This window comes from Acerihabitans arboris (assembly GCF_010131535.1).
GTDB classification, from domain to species: domain Bacteria; phylum Pseudomonadota; class Gammaproteobacteria; order Enterobacterales; family Enterobacteriaceae; genus Acerihabitans; species Acerihabitans arboris.
In genome coordinates, this window is the sequence record NZ_WUBS01000018.1 from 84,897 (window position 1) to 109,482 (window position 24,586).

Here is a 24,586-nt window from a genome sequence, read left to right on the forward strand (position 1 = left end):
AAAAAAACCGGTCAGCTTATGCTGGCCGGTTTGGTAAAGCAGGTTCCAGGTTGAACCCGGTATGTTAAAGGGAGCGCGCCCCATGGCGCGCCAGGCCCGCCAATACCGGGCTTTACCGGCTACTTCAGCAAGCCGCGCGCTTTTTCCAGCACGTTCTCGACGGTAAAACCAAACTCTTTAAACAGCTCTTCGGCCGGGGCCGATTCACCAAAGGTGGTCATGCCGACAATCGCGCCGTTCAGGCCCACATACTTATACCAGTAATCGGCAATGCCGGCCTCAATGGCCAGGCGCGCCTGCACGCCATGCGGCAATACCGCTTCCCGATACGCCTCATCCTGCTTATCAAACACGTCGGTGGACGGCAGCGACACTACCCGCACCTTACGGCCTTCGCCGCTCAGTTTTTCCCACGCGGCCACCGCCAGCTCCACTTCCGAGCCGGTGGCGATAATAATCAGCTCCGGCGTGCCGTCGCTGTCTTTCAGGATATAGCCGCCACGGGCAATATCGGCCAGCTGCTGCGCGCTGCGCGTCTGCTGCGCCAGGTTCTGGCGCGACAGGATAAGCGCGGTGGGGCCGTCATGGCGTTCAATCGCCTGCTGCCAAGCCACGGCGGTTTCCACCTGGTCGCAGGGCCGCCAGTTGCTCATGTTCGGCGTCAGCCGCAGGCTGGCCAGCTGTTCCACCGGCTGATGGGTCGGGCCGTCCTCGCCCAGGCCGATGGAGTCATGGGTATACACCATGATCTGCCGCGCCTTCATCAGCGCGGCCATACGCACCGCGTTACGCGCGTATTCCACGAACATCAGGAAGGTGGCGGTATAGGGCACAAAACCACCGTGGTGGGCGATACCGTTGCCAATGGCGGTCATGCCGAACTCGCGCACGCCGTAGTGGATATAGTTGCCTGACGTGTCGTCGGCGAGGGACACCGATTTCGACCAGATAGTCAGGTTGCTCGGCGCCAGGTCGGCGGAGCCGCCCAGCAGTTCCGGCAGCAGCGGGCCAAAAGCCTCCAGGGCGTTCTGCGAGGCCTTGCGGCTGGCGATACTGGCCGGAGCGGCCTGCAGCTTTTCAATATATGCCTGGCTCTGCGCCTGCCAGCCGGCGGGAAGTTTACCTTCGGTGCGGCGTTTGAATTCCGCCGCCAGCGCCGGGAAGGCCTGTTCATAGGCGGCGAACTTATCATGCCAGGCGGACTCTTTCGCCGCGCCGGCTTTTTTGGCATCCCAACCCTCATAAACGTCCTGCGGGATTACAAACGCCGGCTCGTTCCAGCCGATGTGCTTGCGGGTGGCGGCCACTTCGTCGGCGCCCAGCGCCGCGCCGTGCGCGCCATGGGTACCGGCTTTATTCGGCGAACCGAAGGCGATCACCGTCTTGCACATCAGCAGCGACGGCTTATCGGTCACCGCGCGCGCTTCTTCAATCGCCGCTTTCACCGCATCGCTGTCGTGGCCGTCAACCCCGCGCACCACGTGCCAGCCGTAGGCCTCAAAGCGCTTGGCGGTATCGTCGGTGAACCAGCCTTCCACATGTCCGTCGATGGAGATGCCGTTGTCGTCGTAGAACGCCATCAGCTTGCCGAGCTTCATGGTGCCGGCAAGCGACGATACCTCGTGGGAAATGCCTTCCATCATGCAGCCGTCGCCTAAAAAGACGTAGGTATGATGATCGACGATTTCATGGCCGGGCCGGTTGAACTGCGCCGCCAGGGTGCGTTCGGCGATGGCGATGCCCACCGCGTTGGCGATGCCCTGGCCCAATGGGCCGGTGGTGGTTTCCACGCCGTCGGTATAACCGTATTCAGGGTGGCCCGGGGTCTTGGAATGCAACTGGCGGAAGTTCTTCAGCTCCTCGATCGGCAGGTTGTAGCCGGTCAGGTGCAGCAGGCTGTAGAGCAGCATCGAGCCGTGGCCGTTGGAGAGGATAAACCGATCGCGATCCATCCATTTCGGGTTGGACGGATTATGGTTCATATAATCGCGCCACAACACTTCGGCGATATCCGCCATGCCCATCGGGGCGCCGGGATGGCCGGAATTGGCTTTTTGCACCGCATCCATGCTCAGGGCGCGGATGGCATTGGCAAGCACTTTACGAGTGGTCATTGAATGCTCCAAAAATTACAGTTTGGCCGAGAGAAGATCTTCCAGGCTCTGCTGGTCCACCGCAAACTGACGAATGCCTTCGGCCAGTTTATCAACGGCCATCGGATCCTGGTTGTGTTCCCAACGGAATTCGGGTTCGGACAACGGGGCGGGCTGGTGAAAACCTTCGGTGGAAGGAGAGAGCTTACGCTCCAGGGGTTCTTCGCTGTTGTGCAGTTCCTCCAGCAGAGCCGGGGAAATGGTCAGGCGATCGCACCCCGCCAACGCCAGGATCTGTTCGGTCTTGCGGAAGCTGGCGCCCATGATCACCGTCTGGTAGCGATGTTCTTTATAATAATCATAGATGGCGCGAACCGACTTCACGCCCGGATCCTGTTCCACGTCATACGGGTTCATCGGCTTACGCTGGTTATACCAGTCATAGATGCGGCCGACGAACGGGGAGATGAGGTAAACGCCGGCTTCGGCGCAGGCGCGGGCCTGGGCAAAGGAGAACAGCAGCGTCAGGTTGCAGTTGATGCCTTCGCGTTCCAGCTCTTCCGCCGCCTTGATGCCTTCCCAGGTGGACGCCAGCTTGATCAGGATACGGGATTTATCGATACCCTGCTCCTGGTAAAGGCCGACCAGCTTACGCGCCTTGGCGACACACATACCGCGATCGAACGACAGACGGGCGTCCACTTCAGTGGAGACGCGGCCCGGGACGCTTTTCAGGATTTCTACCCCGATATTCACCGCCAGCTTATCGCTGGCATTGATGATTTGCGTTTCGCGGGTGCCGCCCTGCCTGCGCGCATAGGCCAGCGCGTCTTCAAACAGCGGCTGGTAGGCGGTCAGGCTGGCGGCTTTGAGGATCAACGACGGATTGGTGGTGGCATCCTGCGGGGTGTAATGACGAATCGATTCGATGTCGCCGCTGTCGGCCACGACGGTGGTGAACTGTTTTAGCGCTTCTAACTGATTCATTTCTCAACTCCATGAAGAAAATAATACATCTGATCTAAGTAACCGTTAACCTAAGGATAACACTGCCTCAATAAGACGCAGAATGAAATGCGCTTTTTCTGATTATTATAATGGACAAAATCGATTAGGACTCGCGGTTTGTTGCCGCCAAGGGAAAGGCGGCGCCGTGTTCCCGCCATGGCGGCGGGACCTGGACCCGCGCTTACGGCCCCGGTCACCGCCGGCATAGGCGATAAGGCGGCGGGGAGCGGGTAAGCGGGTATGCCGGAAAGAGGAATAAACAGCATGCCGGCCGCTTATCCCAGGGCCTTTGCTGTTTTTAAATCGTGCCTGCTAAAAAACACGATTGCCCCGGCGGCGATAATTTAATAAAAATAAATGAAGATGTTTAAATAAAATAGGCTGTCGGTTTTACCATTGGTTATTAAGCGTTAAATAACCTGTTTTTAGAAAAACGGTATGGCGGCGTTATTGTCAACATAATATGTCATCGATAAGCGAAATAAATAACAGAAACCGGGAGTTAATATGCTAAGCCCCAACCAAATCATGCTTACCCCCCTACCGCCAGCCTTTTTGCCGCAGCTGTATTTTAACGTAATAACCCTGGATAGCATAAACAGGGTAGGCGGCGTCCAGATACAGATAAGAAATTATTATCCGGCTGCAGCAGGGGATCATATTTGGGTGTATTGGAATGGTGAGGTGGTGTATGAAGACTTTTTAAACGATCCTTTTACCGATCTGCCGTTAAATTTTTTGCTCCCTGCGGAAAGGGTGAGCCTCGGCGCTTTTAGCGTATATTATGTCTTGCGTACCCTTACCGGAAATCAGAATTCTTCCGAAGTGTTATTTGGCACTATATCGGTGGAAGCCCCGCCTCCGGGAGTCTCATTAAACATGATTTTGACCACCGGCGCCGCCTATACCGATTTCAGCCAGCTACAGGTCAATCCGCTTAACCGAGGCGTTATTTACGGGCCGCCAAATAGGGTACTTTCTGTAAACGTACAATATCCCGGCGTCATAGTGGAGTCGGGCGCGCAGAATGCCAGCTTGACGTTAAATCAAAACGGCGAGGGTAATTTCGGGCTTTATTCTCTTGAGCCGGGGCCGGTCTCTGTCCTGGCGCTTACCACCTCGGTGCCGAGTTACAATGTGGGGGGAACGACGTTATTCGAATCCTATAGGCCGGGTAACGGCGCGTTCAGCTTAATCAACGCCACTACCGGCGCTCCCGCCAACGGCAGGACGGTGAATTCGATCTATCTGCAGACCGCGCGGCTGTCGCCCATTACCGGAAATCCCATTACCTATGTACAGATATGGTCACCGTCGAATACCGTCAGGAGGCCAGGCGTGCCCGGTGGCACGTCGAACGCGACCTTAAACAGCGATAATTCCGTCACTATTGATTTATTCAATTCTGTTGCCGAGTCGGCGGATATCTACCTTAGCCTGCCGGAGGACGGCGGCGCGCAAGAGAGGGTGATACTCGATTTTGTACCCAATCCCAGCGCGAACTTTTTCTCAGGAGGATATTTGCCGTGGCTGGGTTAAATAATGACGCCGGGAAAAGGCGTCCGGCGACAGCGGCTGGATATATGTGTTCTACCCTGCCAGCCACTTATCCAGCTCGCGGGCGAACTCCTGGCGTTCGCGCTGGCTGAGCGGCGGCGGCCCGCCGGTCTGCACGCCGCTGGCGCGCAGGGTGTCCAGGAAATCGCGCATGGTCAGCCGCTCGCGGATGGTTGCCGGGCTATAAAGTTCGCCGCGGGGATTGAGGGCCATCGCGCCTTTTTCCAGCACTTCGGCCGCCAGCGGGATATCGGCGGTGATCACCAGATCGCCCGGCCCGACGCGGCGGACAATTTCGTTATCCGCCACGTCAAAACCGGCGCCGACGCGCAGGGTGCGGATAAAGGGCGAGGGCGGCACCGCCAGCGTCTGGTTGGCCACCAGCGTCACCATCACCGACAAACGCTGGGCGGCGCGGAATAAAATTTCCTTGATAACCTTGGGGCAGGCATCGGCATCAACCCAAATCGCCATCAACGCTCTCCTTGGGACAGCCAGTCGCGCGCCGGCAGGAAGTCGCGATATAACGCCGCCTCCGGGCTGTCCGGTTCCGGTTGATAATCATATTCCCACCGGGCCTGCGGCGGCAGGGACATCAGGATGGATTCCGTGCGCCCGCCGGAGTGCAGCCCGAACTGCGTGCCGCGATCCCACACCAGGTTAAACTCCACGTAACGTCCGCGGCGATATAGCTGGAACTGACGCTCCCGCTGGCCCCAGCGCAAGGCCTTGCGCCGCCGCACAATCGGCAGGTAGGCGTCCAGGTATCCCTTACCTACGGCGCGGGTAAAGGCATAGGCCCGCGCAAAATCCGGCGTGTTGAGATCGTCGAAAAACAGCCCGCCGATGCCGCGCGCCTCATTGCGATGTTTCAGGAAAAAATAGTCGTCGCACCAGGTTTTATAGCGGGGATAAACGTCGTCGCCAAACGGGCGGCACAGGTCATGGGCGGTTTGGTGCCAGTGTACCGCGTCTGCGCGAAAACCGTAGAACGGCGTCAGATCAAAACCGCCGCCAAACCACCACACCGGCTCGGCGTCCGGTTTTTCAGCGATAAAAAAACGCACGTTGGCATGGCTGGTGGGGATATAGGGATTTTCCGGATGGACCACCAGCGACACGCCCAGCGCCTGAAACGTCCGCCCGGCCAGCTCGGGGCGGTGCGCGGTGGCCGAGGCGGGCAGCCGCGCGCCGGAGATGTGGGAAAAATTGACCCCGGCCTGTTCAAACACCTTGCCCTGGCGCAATACCCTGGTGCGCCCGCCGCCGCCTTCGCTACGCGTCCAAAGGTCTTGCTTGAAGTCGCCGCCGCCGTCTTCCCCGGCCAGGGCAGCACAGATCTTGTCCTGCAGATCCAGCAGGAAAGCCTTGATGTGCCCGATATCAGCTGAATTCATGTCGATAAGCCCGTGGTTGGTGGCGCGCGGGCTTAACGCCGCGCGGACAGGGTAGTAAAGTGATGCAGTATAACCTTACCGACGGCCCGTGACCAACCGGCGCGGAATTCTCAGCGGCCCGGGGCGGCGCCCGCATGGCGCTCATGGGCGTCGAAATAGGCAAAGAAATCCACGATGCCGCTGCTGATGGCCAACGCAATTTGATCCTGGAACTTCGCCGTTTCCAGCAACTGCTCTTCCTGGTGATTGGTAATAAAAGAGGTTTCCACCAATACCGACGGGATGGAGGCGGATTTCAGCACCGCGAACGCCGCCTGCTCGGTATGCTGGCTGTGCAGCTGATGCACCGGCCGGATATGGTTGAGCAGGTGACGGCCCAGCGTCAGGCTGTTTTTTATCGTATCGGTCTGCACTAAATCAAACAATACCTGCTGCAGGTAGTTATCCTGTTGGCGGTATTTACCTCCCGCCACGTCGTCGGCGGCATTTTCCTTTTGCGAAAGATACCCGGCCATGGCGCTGCTGGCGCCGCGATTAGACAGGGCAAACACCGACGCGCCGGCGGCGCTGGGGCTGGTGAAGCCGTCGGCATGGATGGATACAAATAAATCCGCCTGGTGCTCATGGGCCAGCTCCACCCGCCGGTACAGGGGAATAAACTCATCCTGCTCGCGGGTCAGCCGGGTCTGGATATGGCTGTACTGCGCCAGGTTAGCCCGCACTTTGTTGGCGATGGCCAGCACCACGTGCTTTTCCTTGGCGCCCTGGTGGCCAATGGCGCCGGGATCGATGCCGCCATGGCCCGGATCGATCATGACGCAATGCGCTCCGCCCCGAGGCCGCGCCGCGCCCTGGCTAGCCGGAATCAGCGCGCCGGCGGCAAAACCCGCGCGACCGGTCAGCGATGCCAGCGCCAGGCACGACAGCAGCATCTGGCGGCGGGTTTGCATTATATTCAGGGGCGCGGCGCGCTTAACTTTTTTCATGACCATGGCGAGAACAGACCGTTTGTTTAAGGGGTGGCGGCAAATGTTAGGGTATAACATAGTCTGCGCCGGCAATCGATCGCGGAACTATGTCCATCTATTACCTGCCGAACGTGCTGAAATCCCCCGGTTATAGCCTTAATCGCAGGAAATATCCTTCCCGGCCACGATGTTATTTGCCTTGGGGGCAAATAACGCGATAATCAGGCCATAAGGTTTATTTGCTTGAGATTACGGTGGTCAGCTATGGAAATCCGTGTATTTCGTCAAGACGATTTTGAAGAAGTCATCATGCTGTGGGAACGCTGCGATTTGCTGCGTCCCTGGAACGATCCGGAGATGGACATCGAGCGCAAAATGCACTGCGGAGCCGACCTGTTTATGGTGGCCGAGGTGGCGGGCGCCGTGGTCGGCTCGATCATGGGCGGCTACGACGGGCATCGCGGCTCGGCCTACTACCTCGGCGTGCATCCGGATTATCGCGGCCGGGGAATCGCCAACGCGCTGATAAGCCGCCTGGAGAAGAAGCTTATCGCGCGCGGCTGTCCGAAGATCCAGCTGATGGTGCGCGAGGATAACGAGGCGGTGATCGGCATGTATGAAAAGCTGGATTATGAACCGGTGGACAGCGTCAGCCTGGGCAAGCGGTTGATTGAAGACCAGGAGTACTGAGGCCGGCCGGTGAACCCGCCGGCCCGGCTGGGCTGGCTTATTGTTTCAGGAGATGTTCGACGTCAACGTTGATGTCGTGGCGATCTTTATCCAGTTTACCGCTGATGACCACCAAATCCTTGGGGGAAACATCCTGTCCGTTCCATTTATCATGACCGATTTCAACCTCGATATTGCCGGTATGGTCACGGAACATATATTTATCGCCGCCGATCTTTTTCTCGATATTTCCCTGCAGGGTGACCCAGGCATGGTCTTTCATTCCCTTGGCCTGCTCGACGGTGACCTGCTTGGCATCGCTTGAGCCCTTGAAGCCGCTTTGCTGCTTGTCCGGCGGAGGCGGCGTCTCGTCGCCGTGGAAACCGCCCGGTTGGGCCAGCGCGGGCAAGCTGCATAACACGATAAGCGCGGCGATGGTTATCTTTTTCATCAATTGCTCTCCTTTTAAATCGGCGCGGGTTGCCGCGAACGGCAGCGCGGGCAGGGTAACATCCTGATATTTCATTGCTACAATGAAAAGATAAGCATGGCACATAGGGCATGATTTGCGAATCCGGCGCCCGCGGAGGGCCGGTAAATCAGACATTAACGCGCCGCTTGGCGCGTAGACCCAAAATAATGGCACTTTCCGGCGCTTGCGGTATCCAATACCCCAGTCGATAGCCGGATTTCTTTTAAGGAGTTTACATGAAGCAGCTGCGCCCGTTGATTATCGGGCTTCCCATTCTGTTGGCGGGCTGTTCGACCTTGTCCAATTTCTCCTGGTCCAGCCTGTCGCCGTTGAGCTGGTTCAGCGGCGACACCACCGTCGGCGACGGCGGCGTCGGTAATATTTCCGCCGCCACGCCGCTTGAGCATGAGGCGCTGGATAAGGCGCTGGACGGTAAATACCGCCTGCGCGGCGGTATGGAAACGCGCAACGGCGGCATCGTGGCCTTTTACCAGGCGTTGAAGGACGATCGGGTGGAAATGACCATCTATGGCCCGCAGGCCGGCAAGGTGAACCGCGTGGACGTCACGGATAAGTCCGTCGCCAGCGCCTGGGGCGTAAAAATCGGCACGCCCTTCGAGAGCCTGTATGGCAAGGCCTTTGGCGCCTGCGCGCGCGGGGAGGGCGACGATCGGGTGGTGTGCGCCGCGCCGCAAAGCGGCCATGTCAGCTACGTTTTTTCGGGCGCCTGGCATGGCCCGGACGAGCTGATGCCCTCCGACGACACGCTGAAAACCTGGCAGGTCAGCAAGATAGTCTGGCACGCCGACGCCTCGCGTTAATCAAGGTATAAGACGCTGTACCACAAGCGTGTCGGCCGCAAGGATACCGGCGCGCTATATTTTATTCTTCCCGCCCTTCTACCTGCTACCAGCCCGTTTTAAACGCTTCCAAAGACACTTTCGGCGCGGTTTCCCCTGCTTTAACGCACCTTTGGCGTGCTTATAGCTTTTCATGCTCTCAAAGCAGAAAAAGGTATAAAAAACCGTTACAGGTTATAGCCCTGTTATAAATAAACTGTATCACCATAAGGCAGGTTTTATAACGAATAAAAAAGGTAAAGCATGATTCGATCGCTGATTCCAAGCCGTGCAGTGAAAGGTTGCATCGCGGCGGTATTGCTGGCTTGCGGTCCTGCGTACTCGACTGAATTGCTCAACAGCTCCTACGATGTGTCGCGCGAGCTGTTCGTCGCCCTGAATCCGGTTTTTGAACAACAGTGGCAAACGGGACACCCCGGCGACAAGCTGACCGTCAAGCAATCCCATGCCGGTTCGTCCAAACAAGCGCTGGCGATTTTGCAGGGCCTGAAGGCGGACGTGGTGACCTACAACCAGGTGACCGATGTGCAGATCCTGCACGACCGCGGCGACCTGATCCCGAAGGACTGGCAAAGCCGGCTGCCGAACAACAGTTCTCCGTTCTATTCCACCATGGCGTTCGTGGTGCGCAAGGGCAATCCAAAAAATATCCATGGCTGGAACGACCTGGTGCGCGACGACGTGAAGCTGGTGTTCCCCAACCCGAAAACCTCCGGCAACGGCCGCTACACCTATTTGGGCGCCTGGGGCGCCGCCAGCCTGGCGGACGGCGGCAATGACGCCGAGACCCGCGCCTGGATGCGGAAATTCATCGCCAATGTCGAGGTATTCGATACCGGCGGCCGCGGCGCCACCACCACCTTTGCCGAACGGGGCCAGGGCGACGTGCTGATTTCCTTTGAGTCGGAAGCGAACAATATCCGCAACCAGTACGGCGCCGATAAATATGAGGTTATCGTGCCGCCGGTCAATATCCTGGCGGAGTTCCCGGTCGCGTGGGTGGATAAAAACGTCGAGAAAAACGGCACCCTGGCGGCGGCGAAAGCTTACCTGAACTACCTCTACAGCCCTGCGGCGCAGCAGATTATCGCCAACTTTTATTACCGGGTTAACAACGACGCCATCATGACGGCGGCAAAAGATAAATTCCCGGCGATCAAACTGTTCCGGGTTGAAGATCAGTTCGGCGGCTGGCCGCAGGCCATGGCCGCGCATTTCAACAACGGCGGCGAGCTGGATAAATTAATCGCGGCGGGACATCAATGATGTTGGCCCTGCAAAGCAAACGCGTATTGCCCGGGTTCGGCTTAAGCCTGGGCAGTAGCCTGCTGTTTGTCTGCCTGATTTTACTGTTGCCGCTCAGCGCGCTGGTGATGCAGCTGGCGCAGATGAGCTGGCAGCAGTACTGGGCGGTGATCGCCAGCCCGCAGCTGCTGGCGGCCTATAGGGTCACCCTGCTGTCGGCCGGCGTCGCCTCGCTGTTTAACGCCGCCTTCGGCATGCTGATGGCCTGGATCCTGACGCGCTATGATTTTCCCGGCCGCCGGCTGCTGGATGGATTGATGGATTTGCCCTTTGCCCTGCCCACGGCGGTGGCGGGCCTGACCCTGGCGACGCTGTTTTCCACCACCGGCTTCTACGGCGCCTGGCTGGCGCAGTTCGGCATCAAGGTGTCCTATACCTGGCTGGGCATTACCGTGGCGATGGCCTTTACCAGCATTCCGTTCGTGGTGCGCACGGTCCAGCCGGTGCTTGAGGAACTGGGGCCGGAATATGAGGAAGCGGCGCAGACCCTGGGCGCCAGCCGCTGGCAGTCATTCCGCCGGGTGGTCTTGCCGGAGGTGGCGCCGGCGCTGCTGGCCGGCACCGCGCTATCCTTTACCCGCAGCCTGGGCGAGTTTGGCGCGGTGATTTTTATCGCCGGCAATATCGCCTGGAAAACCGAGGTGACCTCGCTGATGATCTTTATCCGTCTGCAGGAATTTGATTATCCCGCCGCCAGCGCCATCGCCTCGGTGATCCTGGCGGCGTCGCTGCTGCTGCTGTTCGCCATTAACGTCTTGCAATCGCGCTTCGGCAGGCGCCTGGGAGGTCACTGATGGCTGATATCCCGGCGTTTAACGGTGCCGAGCGCGTGCGCACCGACTGGGTAAAATGGCTGTTGATCGGCGCGGGAATGGTGATTTCACTGCTGTTCCTGGTGATCCCGATGGGCTATATCTTTGTTACCGCGCTGGCGGAAGGCCTGGCGCCGGTATGGCGCAACCTGAACGATTCGGACATGTTGCACGCCATCTGGCTGACGGTGCTGGTGGCGCTGATCGCCGTGCCGGTCAACGTGGTGTTCGGCACCCTGATGGCCTGGCTGGTAACCCGTTTTAACTTCCGCGGCCGGCAACTGCTGCTGACGCTGATGGATGTGCCGTTCGCCGTCTCGCCGGTGGTGGCCGGCCTGCTGTACCTGCTGTTCTATGGCTCCAACGGCCCGCTGGCCGGCTGGCTGGACGCGCACAATGTCCAGCTGATGTTTTCCTGGCCGGGCATGGTGCTGGTCACGGTATTCGTCACCTGTCCGTTCGTGGTGCGCGAACTGGTGCCGGCGATGCTGAGCCAGGGCAGCGAGGAGGATGAGGCGGCGATACTGCTCGGCGCCTCGGGCTGGCAGATGTTCCGCCGGGTGACGCTGCCCAATATCCGCTGGGCGCTGCTGTACGGCGTTATCCTTACCAACGCGCGCACCATCGGGGAATTTGGCGCGGTGTCGGTGGTGTCCGGCTCGATTCGCGGCGAGACCTATACCTTGCCGCTGCAAGTTGAATTATTGCATCAGGATTACAACACCGTGGGGGCCTTTACCGCCGCCGCGCTGCTGACGCTGATGGCTATCGTTACTTTATTCCTGAAGAGCGGTCTGCAGTGGCGCCTGGCGCGCCAGCAGGCGCATCTTCGGCAGGGGGAGCCGTTATGAGCATCGAAATCGACCAGATCAGTAAATATTTCGACAGCACCAAGGTGCTGAACAACATCTCCCTTGATATTCCCACCGGCGAGATGGTGGCGCTGCTGGGCCCGTCTGGCTCCGGCAAAACCACCCTGCTGCGCATTATCGCCGGTCTTGAACACCATAACAGCGGGCATCTGCGTTTTAACGGCCAGGATGTCAGCCAGCGCCACGCCCGCGATCGCCACGTCGGCTTCGTGTTCCAACATTATGCGCTGTTCCGCCATATGACCGTAGCCGACAATATCGCCTTTGGCCTGACGGTGCTGCCCAGGCGCGCGCGTCCCGGCGGCGGCGCCATCAAACAAAAGGTGGCGCAGCTGCTGGAGATGGTACAACTCGGCCACCTGGCCAACCGTTATCCGTCCCAACTGTCCGGCGGGCAGAAACAACGGGTGGCGCTGGCGCGCGCTCTGGCGGTGGAACCTGAGATCCTGCTGCTGGACGAGCCGTTCGGCGCGCTGGACGCCCAGGTGCGCAAGGAGCTGCGCCGCTGGCTGCGCCAACTGCATGAGGAGCTGAAGTTTACCAGCGTCTTCGTTACCCATGACCAGGAAGAAGCCATGGAAGTGGCCGACCGGGTAGTGGTGATGAGCCAGGGCAATATCGAGCAGGTGGGCACGCCGCAGGACGTCTGGCGCGAACCGGCCAGCCGTTTTGTGCTGGAGTTCATGGGCGAGGTCAACCGGCTGGATGGTGAAATACGCGGGTCGCAGCTGTTTATCGGCCAGTACCATTGGCCGCTGTACTACGCGCCGATCCACCAGGGCAAGGTGGATCTGTTCCTGCGCCCGTGGGAAATGGAAATCGCCGGCCAGGCCAGCGAGCGTTGCCCGCTGCCGGTGCAGGTGATCGATATCAGCCCGCGCGGTCACTACTGGCAACTGCTGGTGCAGCCGGCCGGCTGGCACCAGGACCCCCTGAGCGTGGTCCTGTCGGGGGCAAGCGCGACCCCGCCCCAGCGCGGCGAGCGCTATTACCTGGGCGCGCAGAACGCCCGGCTGTATGTGGGCGATAAGGCGTTGCAACCCGTTGCTTTCGCCGAAAGCGCTTGATAAGTTCTTTACCACCCCACCTCTCGCAACAGGCGGCCCGGCGGCCGCCTGTTTTATTATTGGAATAACGACGTGACCACCCTTGAGCAGTGCATAGGCAATACCCCGCTGGTAACCTTAAGCCGCATGGGCGCCCGGACCGGCAGCGATATCCGCGTCAAGCTGGAAGGCAATAACCCGGCCGGCTCGGTGAAGGATCGCGCCGCGCTGGCCATGGTGCGTCAGGCGGAGCTGCGCGGCGAGATCGCCCCCGGCGACCGCCTTATCGAGGCCACCAGCGGCAATACCGGCATTGCGCTGGCGATGATCGCCGCCATGAAAGGCTATCGGCTGAGGCTGCTGATGCCGGACAATATGAGCATGGAACGACAGGCGGCGATGCGCGCCTACGGCGCGGAGCTGGTGCTGGTCGGCGGGGACGAGGGGATGGAAGGGGCGCGCGACCGGGCGCTGGCCATGGAACGGGCCGGCGAGGGCAAGGTGCTGGATCAGTTTAATAATCCCGATAATCCCTATGCCCACTTTACCACCACCGGCCCGGAAATCTGGCGGCAAACCGCGGGCAATATCACCCACTTTGTATCGGCCATGGGCACCACCGGCACTATTACCGGCGTCGGAGAGTACCTGAAGAGCCAGCGCGACAGCGTGCAAATCGTCGGCCTGCAGCCGGAGGAGGGCAGCGCCATCCCCGGCATCCGCCGCTGGCCGCAGGCGTATCTGCCGGGTATTTTTCGCCCTGAGCTGGTTGATGTGATCATGGATATCAGCCAGCGGGAAGCCGAGGATACCATGCGCCGACTGGCGCGCGAGGAGGGGATCTTTTGCGGCGTCAGCTCGGGCGGCGCGGTGGCCGGCGCGCTGCGTATCGCCCGTGGGGCGCCCGGCAGCCTGGTGGTGGCTATTATCTGCGATCGCGGCGACCGCTACCTCTCCACCGGCGTGTTTGATCCCGCCTGAACGACTTGAGGAATTAGCGGTCTCCATAGGGGGATAATTCGCCTGTACGGCGCGGTTTTATGCCATGCTTAGGCCTGATGAAGAGAGTCGCTGCTGTTATGGAGAAAAACATGAAGATTTTACTGGTTGATGATGATCAGGAACTGGGCAAGATGCTCAGCGAATACCTGACCGCCGAAGGCTTTGCCACGTCGCTGGTCCTGACGGGGAAAGAAGGCGTCATCGGCGCGCTGTCAGGCGATTATACCGCCATGGTATTGGATATCATGCTGCCGGATATGAGCGGCACCGACGTGCTGCGCCAGGTGCGTAAAAGCAGCCGCATCCCGATTATCATGCTGACCGCCAAGGGTGATAATATCGACCGGGTGATCGGGCTGGAAATGGGCGCCGACGACTATATGCCCAAACCCTGTTATCCGCGCGAGCTGGTGGCGCGGCTGCGCGCGGTGCTCAGGCGCTTTGACGAGCTGCGCGATGAGCCGGTGGAGGCGGGGGCGGTACGTTATGGCGAATTGACCCTCAACCCGGCCACCCGATCCAGCCAGTGGCAGGGGGTCTCCTTCGACCTGACCGCGTCGGAGTTTAATTTACTGGAACTGCTGATGCGTACGCCGGATCGCGTGGTGTCCAAGGACGACCTGTCGGAAAAGGGGTTAGGGCGCCGTCGCGAAGCCTACGATCGCAGTGTCGATGTGCATATCAGCAATATCCGCCAGAAATTATCCGTCTTGCCCGGCAGCAACCTGAGTATTGAAACCGTACGCAGTATTGGTTACCGGATTCGTTGATGGCCAACCGCGGTCGTTTATTCTGGAAGATCCTGCTGGGATTCTGGCTGATTTTCCTGCTGATTACCCAACTGCTCTGGGTCGTGTTTTCCCTGTACGGCAGCCATCATGAACCGCCCGAGGATAATATCGCCCGCCGTATCGCCGACGTGCAGCTAAGCTCGGCCGCGTCCATCCTGGCCAGCGGCGGGATGCCGGCGCTGGATTCGCTGCGCGCCGGCTGGTCGCCCGCCGATCGGCGGTTCTTCACCCTCCTCCCGGATGACGCCGGATCGGCCGCCGGCGCGGCCATGGAGTTCGGACCGCCCGACGTTATCAGCCGGCGGGTTACCGCCGCCGACGGGCGGCGCTATCTGCTCAGATACGACCTGTATGGACTGCGCCATGAATACCAGCATGGACGGCGCAGCAGCATCTTGCATATGCCCAGCCCCATGTTCTGGCTGGGGTTGACGGGGGGACTGCTGTTCAGCATGCTGCTGGCCTGGAACCTGACCCGGCCGATGCTGATGCTCAGGCGGGCGTTTGAGCGGGTATCCCGGGGCGATCTGAGCGTGCGCCTGCTGCCGGCCATGCGCCGCCGCCACGACGAGATAACCGACGTGGCCAAGGATTTCGACGCCATGGCCGAACGGTTGCAGGTGCTGGTCAGCGACCGCGAGGCGCTGCTGCATGATGTGTCCCACGAGCTGCGCTCGCCGCTGGCGCGCCTGCAGCTGGCCATTGGGCTGGCGCACCAGAACCCGCAAAACGTCTACGCGTCGCTCGATCGCATCGAGCACGAGGCGGGCAGGCTGGACCGGATGATTGGCGAACTGCTGGCGCTGACCCGCGCCGAGCACCAGGGGTCGCCGGGAGAAGATTATTTCGACCTGTACGGCCTGGTGGAGGCGGTGGTCAACGACGCGCGCTACGAGGCGCAGGTGCCCGGGGTGCAGATTGTGCTCAGCGCCAGCCAGCCGGAGGATTATACTGTTAAAGGCAATGCGGAAATGATGCGGCGCGCGGTGGAAAATATCGTACGTAACGCAGTGCGTTTCTCTACCCATGGACAGCGCGTTAGCGTAAACCTGGCACGGGTGGACACGCAGCTGGATATTACCGTTGCCGACCAGGGCCCCGGCGTGGAGGAAAGCAAGCTCTCAAGCATTTTTGATCCCTTCGTGCGGGTGAATTCGCCGCTAAACGGCAAGGGCTACGGCCTGGGACTGGCCATTGCCCGCAAGGCGGTAGTGGCCCATGACGGGCAGGTGGACGCGCACAACGGCGCCGCCGGCGGCCTGGTAATCCATATCCGCATTCCCCATTGGGGATAGGCGCCCATCTGTTTGCCCACCATACCCTTGCAACATTCCGAGTTCGTTGTCATAAAGTAGAAACGGCACCTCAAGGGGTGCCGTTTGCGCCGGACGCCATGGCGTCCGGGCTGGGATTGGTTTGCCTGGTATTATTTCTTTATACGAATAATGGGAGTTTCACCTACAACGACACTGCCGGTCAGTTTAATCAGTTCCTTGATTTCATCCATGTTTGAAATCACAACCGGAGTCAATGTGGATTTCGCTTTCTCTTCCAGTAACGGCAGATCAAACTCAATGACCACATCGCCTTTTTTAACGCGCTGACCTTCCTGTGCGATACGCTTGAAACCTTCGCCCTTCAGCTCGACGGTGTCGATGCCAAAATGGACAAAAAGCTCAATTCCGCTGTCGGATTCGATAGAGAAAGCATGGTTGGTTTCAAAGATTTTCCCAATTGTGCCGTCTACCGGTGCCACCATCTTGTTGCCGCTGGGTTTAATTGCGATGCCATCGCCCACGATTTTTTCGGCGAAAACGACATCAGGTACATCTTCAATGTTAACAATTTCACCTGAAAGGGGTGCAACAATTTCTATGCTTCCCATGTCTTTCTTATCATCGGAAACCAGAGATTTCAGTTTATCGAACAAACCCATGATCTTCTCCTAAGCATTTATATCGGGTCAGCGTCGTGAAATCAGCAGAGCGTTTTTTCTTCAATGAATTTGTTGATCAGATTCATCAGCTCTTCCGCGGTCGGTTGAGCTAAAGCTTCCTCTGCTAACGCCTTTGCATCGCCAAAATTTGTATTACGAATAATTTTCTTGATGCGCGGGATAGAGATAGCACTCATGCTGAATTCATCCAGTCCCATCCCTAATAACAGTAGTGTAGCACGTTCATCACCTGCCAGCTCGCCACACATACCAGTCCATTTACCTTCCGCGTGAGATGCGTCAATAACCTGCTTAATAAGCGTCAGCACAGCCGGAGCCATGGGGTTATAGAGATGCGAAATTAACTCGTTACCGCGATCCACCGCAAGAGTATACTGAGTTAAGTCGTTTGTCCCAATACTAAAGAAATCAACTTCTTTTGCCAGATGATGGGCAATGGTCGCGGCGGCGGGAGTTTCCACCATCACGCCCACTTCAATGGATTCGTCGAACGATTTGCCTTCCTCGCGCAGCTGCGTCTTCAGCAGCTCCAGCTCGCCTTTCAGCTCGCGCACTTCCTCGACCGAAATGATCATCGGATACATGATGCGCAGCTTGCCGAAGGAGGACGCCCGCAGGATGGCGCGCAGCTGCGCGTGCAGCATTTCCTTGCGGTCGAGGCCGATGCGGATGGCGCGCCAGCCCAGGAATGGATTGTCTTCCTTGGGCAGGTTCATGTACGGCAAATCTTTATCGCCGCCGATGTCCATGGTGCGCACGATAATGGAACCGGTGCTCAGGGATTCCGCCACCGCCTTGTACGCCTGGAACTGTTCTTCCTCGGTCGGCAGCGAGTCGCGATCCATAAACAGGAACTCGGTGCGATACAGGCCCACGCCTTCGGCGCCGTTACGCTCGGCGCCGGCGACGTCGCGCACCGTGCCGATGTTGGCGCACACTTCCACCTGATGGCCGTCAAGGGTAATGGCCGGCAGGTCCTTGAGCTTGGCCAGTTCGGTTTTTTCCAGCACGTACTGGCTATGCAGCGCCTTGAGTTCTTCGATTTGTTCCGGCGTCGGATTAACGTACACCTGGTTATTGACGGCATCGAGAATCAGATAATCGCCATTAACCACGTTTTTGGTCACGTTGCCGGTGCCCACGATGGCCGGCAGCTCCAGGGAGCGGGCCATGATGGAGGTATGCGAGGTGCGGCCGCCCAGATCGGTGACAAAACCCAGCACCTTGTCAAGATTGAGCTGCGCGGTCTCTGAAGGGGTTAAATCGGTAGCCACCAGCACCACTTCATCGGCGATGGCGCTTAAATCGATAATCGGCATGCCGAGGATATTCCTCAGCAGCCGCTTGCCGATATCGCGCACGTCGGTGGCGCGCTCTTTCAGATATTCGTCGTCAAGCTCTTCCAGCGCCTTGGCCTGGGTCTCGATAACGCTGTAAACGGCGGCGTCAGCCGTGGCCAGGTCTTCTTTGATAAGGGCTATGATATCCTGCTCAAGCTCTTCGTCTTCCAATAACATGATATGGCCTTCGAAGATTGCTTCCTTTTCTTCACCGAAGGTTTCGCCAGCTTTGGTCTTGATCGCTTCCAGCTGCGCGGATGCTTTGGTTCGTCCAGCCAGAAAACGCTCGGTTTCCTGCTCAACCTGGTTGGCAGAGATCTTTTTCCGGTTGATGACAATATCATCTTCCTTTAGTAAGAGCGCCTTACCAAAGGCGATACCCGGTGATGCTAAAATGCCTGAAATCATAACCCTACCCTTCTTACTCGTGACTCGCGTTGACTTAAAATAACGGGCCTGGATTACTCAAGCTCTGCCATCAGTTTAACCAGATGTTCCACAGCTTTCTGCTCATCTTCGCCTTCGGCGATGATAGCGACCACGGTGCCCTGGGTCAGGCCCAGCGTTTGCAGTTTAAACAGGCTCTTGGCGCTGGCGCTCTTGCCGTTCGAGCTTACGGTGATATCGGAGACGAAGCCTTTGGCTTCCTTGACAAACTGAGCGGCAGGACGGGTATGGAGACCGTTAGGTGCGGTAATCGTAACTTCTTGCTGGAACATTATGTTTCCCCAACTTATTAGATGATATCAGTGTTGTGGGGCTAAAGTTTAGCTTAAAACATGGACTTTAGCCTATATGGTTAGTGCCTGAGTATGTGACAAAGACAAAGATGTATGCGAGCAGAAAACGGTATAAAAGCATTTCTGGCTAAATCTTCTGAAGGCTTTGTTATGCCGTGACGCCGTTTACCATTATGCCGCTTTTCAGCGAAAATCCATAGGTCGTTAATCGATTCAGCTAGCAGAACAATTAATAGCCTGATTAATTTCATACATCGAAATAATTGTCTGCTTAAATACAAGACAGAGCCAACAAAATCAATTACGCAGGGGGCAAAAATTTGATCTACTCCACAAAAAAGCACCCGTAAGGGTGCTTTTTTAGCGTTAAGCGCACATAAGCGACGATGGATGATTTTATTGCTGCAGCTCTTTTTCGGTAAACACGTCGGCAAACAGCGCGGTGCTGAGATAACGTTCGCCGGAAGAGGGCAGCACTACCACGATGGTCTTGTCGGCGAAAGCCGGATCTTCCTGCAGCTTGAGCGCGGCGGCAACCGCGGCGCCGGAGGAGATGCCGGCGAGGATGCCTTCTTCCTCCATCAAACGGCGGGCGGTGCTGATGGCTTCGTCATTGGTGATTTTCACCACGCGGTCGATCAGGCTCAAATCGAGGTTTTCCGGGATAAAACCGGCGCCGATGCCCTGGATCTTATGACCGCCCGGCTTGATTTCCTCACCGGCCAGCGCCTGGCTGATTACCGGCGAGTCGGTAGGTTCAACGGCCACGGAAATGACCGCTTTGCCCTTGGTATTTTTCAGATAACGGCTAACCCCTGTCAGGGTGCCGCCGGTGCCGACGCCGGCAATAAACACGTCGACGTCGCCGTCGGTGTCTTCCCAGATTTCCGGACCGGTGGTTTGTTCATGAATGGCCGGGTTGGCGGGATTACTGAACTGTTGCAGCATCAGGTAACGCTTGGGATCGGTGGCGACGATCTCCTCCGCCTTGGCGATGGCGCCCTTCATGCCTTTCGGCCCCTCGGTCAGCACCAGGCTGGCGCCCAATGCCTTGAGCAGTTTACGGCGTTCGGTGCTCATGGTTTCAGGCATGGTCAGGGTAAGTTTATACCCGCGCGCCGCGGCGACATACGCCAGGGCGATACCGGTGTTGCCGCTGGTGGGTTCAACCAGCTCAACGCCTTCTTTCAGCACGCCGCGTTTTTCCGCGTCCCAAATCATATTTGCGCCGATACGACATTTCACGCTGAAGCTCGGGTTACGGGATTCAACTTTAGCCAAAATACGGCCGTTACCGATACGATTTAAGCGTACAAGCGGCGTATGGCCGATGGTGTAAGAATTGTCTTCGTAAATATTGCTCATGGCCAGTCCTTTACTGTAAGTGCAAATTAGGGGAATGATAACCAAAGCATACCCTTTCGCATGGCTGACGGAAGTGAAAGAATAGTATATCGATATGTTATTAAGACATAAGTTTTAAGAACGCATGCCCATGCCGGCGGCCGGCACCAAGGGCGGCCGGCTTACCGTCCCGCCGGGCGGGCAACCTTGCCCCGCGGGGCGGTAAGCCGTCACCGTACCGGTAGCGATGCCGCAAAATCGTCGCGGTAGCGGTCGACCCACATCGCCGTGGCACCGCATACCGCCACCGGCATAATCACCAGGTTGAGCAACGGAATGACCGTGCAGACATACACCAGGGCGCCGAACTGCATATTTTGGGTCTTATGGCGCGCCAATGCGCGGCGCATGGTCACAAAAGGGACTTTATGGTTGTCGAAAGGATAATCGCTGTACTGGATGGCCATCATCCAGGCGCCGAATAAAAACCACAGCACCGGCGCCACCGTCTGGCCGAAGGCCGGTATCAGGTGCAGCAGCAGCAGCGCCAGCGCCCGCGGCAGGTAATACGCTAGCTTAAGCCACTCGCGGTGCAGGATGCGCGGCGTATCCTTCACCATGCCCATGACCCCGCCGTCGGGCGGGATATGGCCGGTCAGCTTCGCCTCCAGCTGTTCCGCCAGCAGGCCGCTGAACGGCGCGGCTATCCAGTTGGCGATAGTGCTGAAGAAATAGCTGAAAACCAGCAGCACCGCCAGTACGCACAGCGGCCATAGCAGATAGCCCAGCCATTGCAGCCAGCCGGGTATGTGTTCCAACAGCGCGGGGATCCAGATATTCAGGCGCGAATAGAGCCACCAGAACGCGCCGCCGAGCAGCACGATGTTCATCAACAGCGGCAGTACAACGTAGCGTTTGATGCCGGGAAGCATCATTAAATGCCAGCCACGGACAAAATAATGGAAACCGCTGCGGGATTTTGTGTCGTTATGCATTTTTCCAGGCCATTTTTTATACGGATAAAAAGGGAAGCTAGCGCATCGGGCGCCCCGGTTTTCTGTCGTTTTAGCACTTTTGGTTGAAAAAACAGCAAAAAACTGTGCAGATGCTATCTTTATTGTCAGAAAGTACCGTGCGGACTTGCACTTGTCTACGCAGGCAAATAGAGTTAAGAGAGTAAATGTTTGCCGCCGTGGCAATGAATTAGAACAACTGAGATGGCAATGATGCAGGATTTGCGTCTGATATTAATCGTTGTTGGTGCGATCGCTATCATAGCGTTGCTATTACACGGCCTGTGGACCAGCCGTAAAGAACGCTCATCGGTTTTCCGCGATCGCCCGGTTAAACGACTGAAACAAGACCGTCAGGATCAGGACGAGCCTCCGCTGGAAGAGCGCGATGAAGGCGTGGGCGAAGTCCGGGTAACGAAGGTTCGTACCGAAGAGCCTGCTTTTGGGCGCTATGACACGCATGAGCACGAACAGGACACCCGTACCCAGGGCGGTCATGCGCATGGCGCGCGTTCGCAGCGGCAAGCGCCGCAGACGGGCGGATCGCCCGTGCGCGAACGCAATAACTTTGATCCCCTGCTCGATGATGATGATGATGTCGATGTCGGCAACGAGCCGGACGACGAGGCGCCAGCTGCGGCGCCGCGGCCGAAAACCTCATTTTTCAAAAAGCGACAGCAGGCGGTGCTGCCCGATGAGCCGTACGCGTCCTCCCCACGTCCGCCGGCCCCTGAGGAGCAAACATCCCAGGGGTCGCACGCTCACGACGCCGTGCAGGATGCCTCCGCCCCGGCGACGGCCGAGCCGGTCAAGCGCAAGGAAACCGTGCTGGTGCTGCACGTCGCGGCCCATAACGGCACCGTGATTGGCGGCGAGGAACTGCTGCAAAGCGTATTGCAGGCCGGCTTCCAGTTTGGGGAAATGAACATCTTCCATCGTCACCTGAGCCCGGCGGGCAGCGGCCCGGTGCTGTTCAGCCTGGCGAATATGGTCAAACCGGGATCTTTCGATCCCGAAGAGATGGGAGCCTTCACCACGCCGGGCGTCTCCATGTTTATGATGGTGCCTTCTTACGGTGACGCGCACCAGAACTTCAAACTTATGCTGCAGTCAGCGCAGCGCATTGCGGACGATTGCGGCGGCGTGGTGCTTGACGACGAGCGCCGGATGCTGACGCCCCAGAAGCTGGATATCTACAAGGCGCGCATTCGCGACGTGCTTGATGTCAACGCCAGCGCCTGACGCTTGACGGCTGTTGTGCCTGAACCCTTCGCCCCCCGCCTGCGGGGGGTTTTTCGCTGATGGTGAGCAATGGAACCAATCAATCAACAAATCGACTCCCTGCGCGCGCTGTTGCGTCGTTATGAATATTTTTATCATGTGATGGATGAGCCGCAGGTGCCGGACGCCGAATACGATCGGCTGGTGGCGCAACTGCGCGAGCTGGAAACCCAGTATCCGGAACTGCTCACCGCCGATTCCCCCACCCAGCGCGTCGGCGGCGCGCCGCTTAGCGCCTTTGACCAGATCCGGCATGAAGTGCCGATGCTGTCGCTGGACAACGTGTTTGACGAAGCCGGCCTCCTGGCGTTTGACAAACGGGTGCGCGATCGCCTGAAAAGCGACGACGACCTGGTGTTCTGCTGCGAGCTGAAGCTTGACGGCCTGGCGGTGAGCCTGCTGTACGAAAACGGCGAGCTGGTGCGCGCCGCCACCCGCGGCGACGGCGCCACCGGCGAGGATATTACCGCCAATGTGCGCACTATCCGCACCATCCCCCTGCGGCTACAGGACGGCAATGGTCCGATCCCCCAACGGCTGGAAATCCGCGGCGAAGTGTTTATGTCGGAAACGGGCTTCCAGCGGTTAAATGACGACGCCAAACGCGAGGGCGGCAAGGTGTTCGCCAATCCGCGCAACGCCGCCGCCGGCTCGCTGCGCCAGTTGGATCCGTCGATCACCGCCAAACGGCCGCTGACCTTTTTCTGCTACGGCGTCGGCCTGCTGGAGGGCGGCGAACTGCCCGCCAGCCATTGGGAACGGCTGCAGTTGTTTAAATCCTGGGGCGTGCCGGTCAGTAACCGTATCGAGCTGTGTACCGGCGGCGAGCAGGTGCTGGCGTTTTATCGCCGTGTGCAGGAAATGCGCCCCACGCTGGGATTTGATATCGACGGGGTGGTGATTAAGGTCGACTCCCTGGCGCTGCAGCAACGGCTGGGTTTTGTCGCCCGCGCCCCGCGCTGGGCCATTGCCTATAAATTCCCGGCCCAGGAGCAGATGACCCGGGTGCGGGACGTCGAGTTCCAGGTGGGCCGTACCGGCGCGGTGACGCCGGTGGCCCGTCTTGAGCCGGTGCTGGTGTCCGGCGCCATGGTCAGCAACGCCACATTGCATAATGCCGATGAAATAGAGCGGTTGGGATTGCAGATCGGCGATACGGTGATTATCCGCCGCGCCGGCGACGTGATTCCCCAGGTGGTCGGCGTGGTGCTGGAGCAGCGCCCGGCGGACGCCCGGCCTATTGTTTTCCCCACGCATTGCCCGGTATGCGGCTCCGACGTCGAGCGGGTGGAAGGGGAAGCGGTGGTGCGCTGTACCGCCGGCCTGGTCTGCGGCGCCCAGCGCAAAGAGGCGCTGAAGCATTTTGTGTCGCGCCGGGCGCTTGATGTCGACGGCTTGGGCGATAAAATCATCGATCAGCTGGTCGAGCGCGAATTGGTCAAGACCCCCGCCGATCTGTTTCGCCTCAACAAGGAGATGCTGGCCCGCCTTGAACGCATGGGGCCGAAGTCGGCGCAGAATTTGCTCACCGCCCTGGAAACCGCCAAGCAGACCACCTTTGCCCGTTTCCTGTATGCCCTGGGCATCCGCGAAGTGGGCGAGGCCACCGCCGCCAACCTGGCGACGGAATTCAAGACCCTGGATGCGTTGTATGCCGCCGATATCGACGCGCTGGTTAGCGTGCAGGATATCGGCAAAGTGGTGGCCACCCATGTGCGCAACTTTTTTGACGAACAGCATAACCTGGATGTGATCGCGGAGCTGGTAAGCCCCGCCATCGGCATCCACTGGCCGGCGCCCGCGGCGGCGCCGGCGGAAAATAACACCCCCTTCGCCGGCAAGACGGTAGTGCTGACCGGCTCGTTAACCGGACTTTCCAGGGATGAGGCCAAGGATCGCCTGGTGGCCCTCGGCGCCAAGGTCAGCGGCAGCGTGTCGGCCAAGACCAATCTGGTCATCGCGGGGGAGGCGGCGGGTTCCAAGCTGACCAAGGCCCAGCAGCTGAATATTCCGGTCATGGATGAGGCGGAAATGATGCGCCTGCTGGGCGAATGAGGTT

At 58.7% G+C, this 24,586-nt stretch carries 23 protein-coding genes; 12 read left to right on the forward strand and 11 right to left on the reverse strand.

Annotated features, from left to right (window positions below):
• Positions 1-119: 119 nt before the first annotated feature.
• Together tkt and tal are read right to left on the reverse strand one after the other, a co-directional pair.
• Positions 120-2,114 (reverse strand): transketolase, encoded by a 1,995-nt coding sequence (gene tkt, locus GRH90_RS22060; RefSeq protein ID WP_162368128.1) that lies wholly within the window; start codon positions 2,112-2,114, stop codon positions 120-122.
• Between the two features lie 15 nt (positions 2,115-2,129).
• Positions 2,130-3,080: a transaldolase gene (gene tal, locus GRH90_RS22065; protein WP_162368129.1), complete on the reverse strand. Its 951-nt coding sequence runs from the start codon at positions 3,078-3,080 to the stop codon at positions 2,130-2,132.
• A 576-nt stretch (positions 3,081-3,656) separates the two neighbouring features.
• Here tal and GRH90_RS22070 point away from each other — a divergent pair.
• Positions 3,657-4,640: a hypothetical protein gene (locus tag GRH90_RS22070; protein ID WP_218586275.1), complete on the forward strand. Its 984-nt coding sequence runs from the start codon at positions 3,657-3,659 to the stop codon at positions 4,638-4,640.
• A 51-nt stretch (positions 4,641-4,691) separates the two neighbouring features.
• Here GRH90_RS22070 and GRH90_RS22075 read toward each other — a convergent pair whose 3' ends face one another.
• The 3 genes from GRH90_RS22075 to amiA all read right to left on the reverse strand — a co-directional run bounded on the left by GRH90_RS22075 (position 4,692) and on the right by amiA (position 7,041).
• Positions 4,692-5,132 (reverse strand): YaiI/YqxD family protein, encoded by a 441-nt coding sequence (locus GRH90_RS22075; RefSeq protein WP_162368131.1) that lies wholly within the window; start codon positions 5,130-5,132, stop codon positions 4,692-4,694.
• Positions 5,132-6,055: an oxygen-dependent coproporphyrinogen oxidase gene (gene hemF, locus GRH90_RS22080; RefSeq protein ID WP_162368132.1), complete on the reverse strand. Its 924-nt coding sequence runs from the start codon at positions 6,053-6,055 to the stop codon at positions 5,132-5,134. The genes GRH90_RS22075 and hemF overlap by 1 nt, the downstream gene beginning before the upstream one ends.
• A gap of 110 nt (positions 6,056-6,165) precedes the next feature.
• Positions 6,166-7,041, reverse strand: a complete 876-nt coding sequence (gene amiA, locus GRH90_RS22085; RefSeq protein ID WP_162368133.1) for an N-acetylmuramoyl-L-alanine amidase AmiA — start codon at positions 7,039-7,041, stop codon at positions 6,166-6,168.
• Between the two features lie 246 nt (positions 7,042-7,287).
• Here amiA and GRH90_RS22090 point away from each other — a divergent pair, with 246 nt between their 5' ends.
• A complete protein-coding gene (locus GRH90_RS22090; RefSeq protein ID WP_162368134.1) occupies positions 7,288-7,713 on the forward strand; it encodes a GNAT family acetyltransferase in 426 nt (141 codons plus the stop codon).
• Between the two features lie 37 nt (positions 7,714-7,750).
• On the opposite strand, the gene GRH90_RS22095 is transcribed toward GRH90_RS22090, so the two are convergent.
• On the reverse strand, positions 7,751-8,143 hold the full coding sequence (locus GRH90_RS22095) for a YgiW/YdeI family stress tolerance OB fold protein (RefSeq protein ID WP_162368135.1): 393 nt from the start codon (positions 8,141-8,143) through the stop codon (positions 7,751-7,753).
• Positions 8,144-8,400: 257 nt separating this feature from the next.
• Between GRH90_RS22095 and GRH90_RS22100 the strand changes: the two genes are divergently transcribed.
• The 8 genes from GRH90_RS22100 (at position 8,401) to GRH90_RS22135 (ending at position 16,147) form a co-directional block, all read left to right on the forward strand.
• Positions 8,401-8,985 (forward strand): RpoE-regulated lipoprotein, encoded by a 585-nt coding sequence (locus GRH90_RS22100; RefSeq protein WP_162368136.1) that lies wholly within the window; start codon positions 8,401-8,403, stop codon positions 8,983-8,985.
• Positions 8,986-9,267: 282 nt separating this feature from the next.
• The gene (locus GRH90_RS22105; protein WP_162368137.1) at positions 9,268-10,290 is read left to right on the forward strand and encodes a sulfate ABC transporter substrate-binding protein; all 1,023 of its coding nucleotides are present in this window, start codon (positions 9,268-9,270) and stop codon (positions 10,288-10,290) included.
• Entirely contained in the window at positions 10,290-11,123 is an 834-nt protein-coding gene (gene cysT / locus GRH90_RS22110) for a sulfate/thiosulfate ABC transporter permease CysT (RefSeq protein ID WP_162368178.1), read from the forward strand. The genes GRH90_RS22105 and cysT overlap by 1 nt, the downstream gene beginning before the upstream one ends.
• Complete coding sequence (gene cysW / locus GRH90_RS22115; protein ID WP_162368138.1) at positions 11,123-11,992, forward strand: sulfate/thiosulfate ABC transporter permease CysW; 870 nt, start codon at positions 11,123-11,125, stop codon at positions 11,990-11,992. The genes cysT and cysW overlap by 1 nt, the downstream gene beginning before the upstream one ends.
• Complete coding sequence (gene cysA, locus GRH90_RS22120; protein WP_162368139.1) at positions 11,989-13,080, forward strand: sulfate/thiosulfate ABC transporter ATP-binding protein CysA; 1,092 nt, start codon at positions 11,989-11,991, stop codon at positions 13,078-13,080. Before cysW ends, cysA begins: the two co-directional genes overlap by 4 nt.
• A gap of 72 nt (positions 13,081-13,152) precedes the next feature.
• Positions 13,153-14,040: a cysteine synthase CysM gene (gene cysM, locus GRH90_RS22125; RefSeq protein ID WP_162368140.1), complete on the forward strand. Its 888-nt coding sequence runs from the start codon at positions 13,153-13,155 to the stop codon at positions 14,038-14,040.
• Positions 14,041-14,150: 110 nt separating this feature from the next.
• Positions 14,151-14,831: a response regulator transcription factor gene (locus GRH90_RS22130; protein WP_162368141.1), complete on the forward strand. Its 681-nt coding sequence runs from the start codon at positions 14,151-14,153 to the stop codon at positions 14,829-14,831.
• On the forward strand, positions 14,831-16,147 hold the full coding sequence (locus GRH90_RS22135) for an ATP-binding protein (protein ID WP_162368142.1): 1,317 nt from the start codon (positions 14,831-14,833) through the stop codon (positions 16,145-16,147). Before GRH90_RS22130 ends, GRH90_RS22135 begins: the two co-directional genes overlap by 1 nt.
• 131 nt (positions 16,148-16,278) lie before the next feature.
• Here GRH90_RS22135 and crr read toward each other — a convergent pair whose 3' ends face one another.
• The 5 genes from crr to cysZ form a co-directional block, all read right to left on the reverse strand.
• Positions 16,279-16,788, reverse strand: a complete 510-nt coding sequence (crr, locus tag GRH90_RS22140; RefSeq protein ID WP_162368143.1) for a PTS glucose transporter subunit IIA — start codon at positions 16,786-16,788, stop codon at positions 16,279-16,281.
• Between the two features lie 41 nt (positions 16,789-16,829).
• Complete coding sequence (gene ptsI / locus GRH90_RS22145) at positions 16,830-18,557, reverse strand: phosphoenolpyruvate-protein phosphotransferase PtsI (protein ID WP_162368144.1); 1,728 nt, start codon at positions 18,555-18,557, stop codon at positions 16,830-16,832.
• Between the two features lie 53 nt (positions 18,558-18,610).
• Positions 18,611-18,868 (reverse strand): phosphocarrier protein Hpr, encoded by a 258-nt coding sequence (gene ptsH, locus GRH90_RS22150; RefSeq protein WP_162368145.1) that lies wholly within the window; start codon positions 18,866-18,868, stop codon positions 18,611-18,613.
• Between the two features lie 417 nt (positions 18,869-19,285).
• Positions 19,286-20,254 (reverse strand): cysteine synthase A, encoded by a 969-nt coding sequence (gene cysK / locus GRH90_RS22155; RefSeq protein WP_162368146.1) that lies wholly within the window; start codon positions 20,252-20,254, stop codon positions 19,286-19,288.
• A gap of 209 nt (positions 20,255-20,463) precedes the next feature.
• On the reverse strand, positions 20,464-21,228 hold the full coding sequence (cysZ, locus tag GRH90_RS22160; protein ID WP_162368147.1) for a sulfate transporter CysZ: 765 nt from the start codon (positions 21,226-21,228) through the stop codon (positions 20,464-20,466).
• A 228-nt stretch (positions 21,229-21,456) separates the two neighbouring features.
• On the opposite strand from cysZ, the gene zipA reads away from it, so the two are divergent.
• Both zipA and ligA read left to right on the forward strand, forming a co-directional pair.
• Entirely contained in the window at positions 21,457-22,488 is a 1,032-nt protein-coding gene (zipA, locus tag GRH90_RS22165) for a cell division protein ZipA (protein WP_162368179.1), read from the forward strand.
• Positions 22,489-22,557: 69 nt separating this feature from the next.
• Positions 22,558-24,582, forward strand: a complete 2,025-nt coding sequence (gene ligA, locus GRH90_RS22170) for an NAD-dependent DNA ligase LigA (protein ID WP_162368148.1) — start codon at positions 22,558-22,560, stop codon at positions 24,580-24,582.
• Positions 24,583-24,586 lie beyond the last annotated feature (4 nt).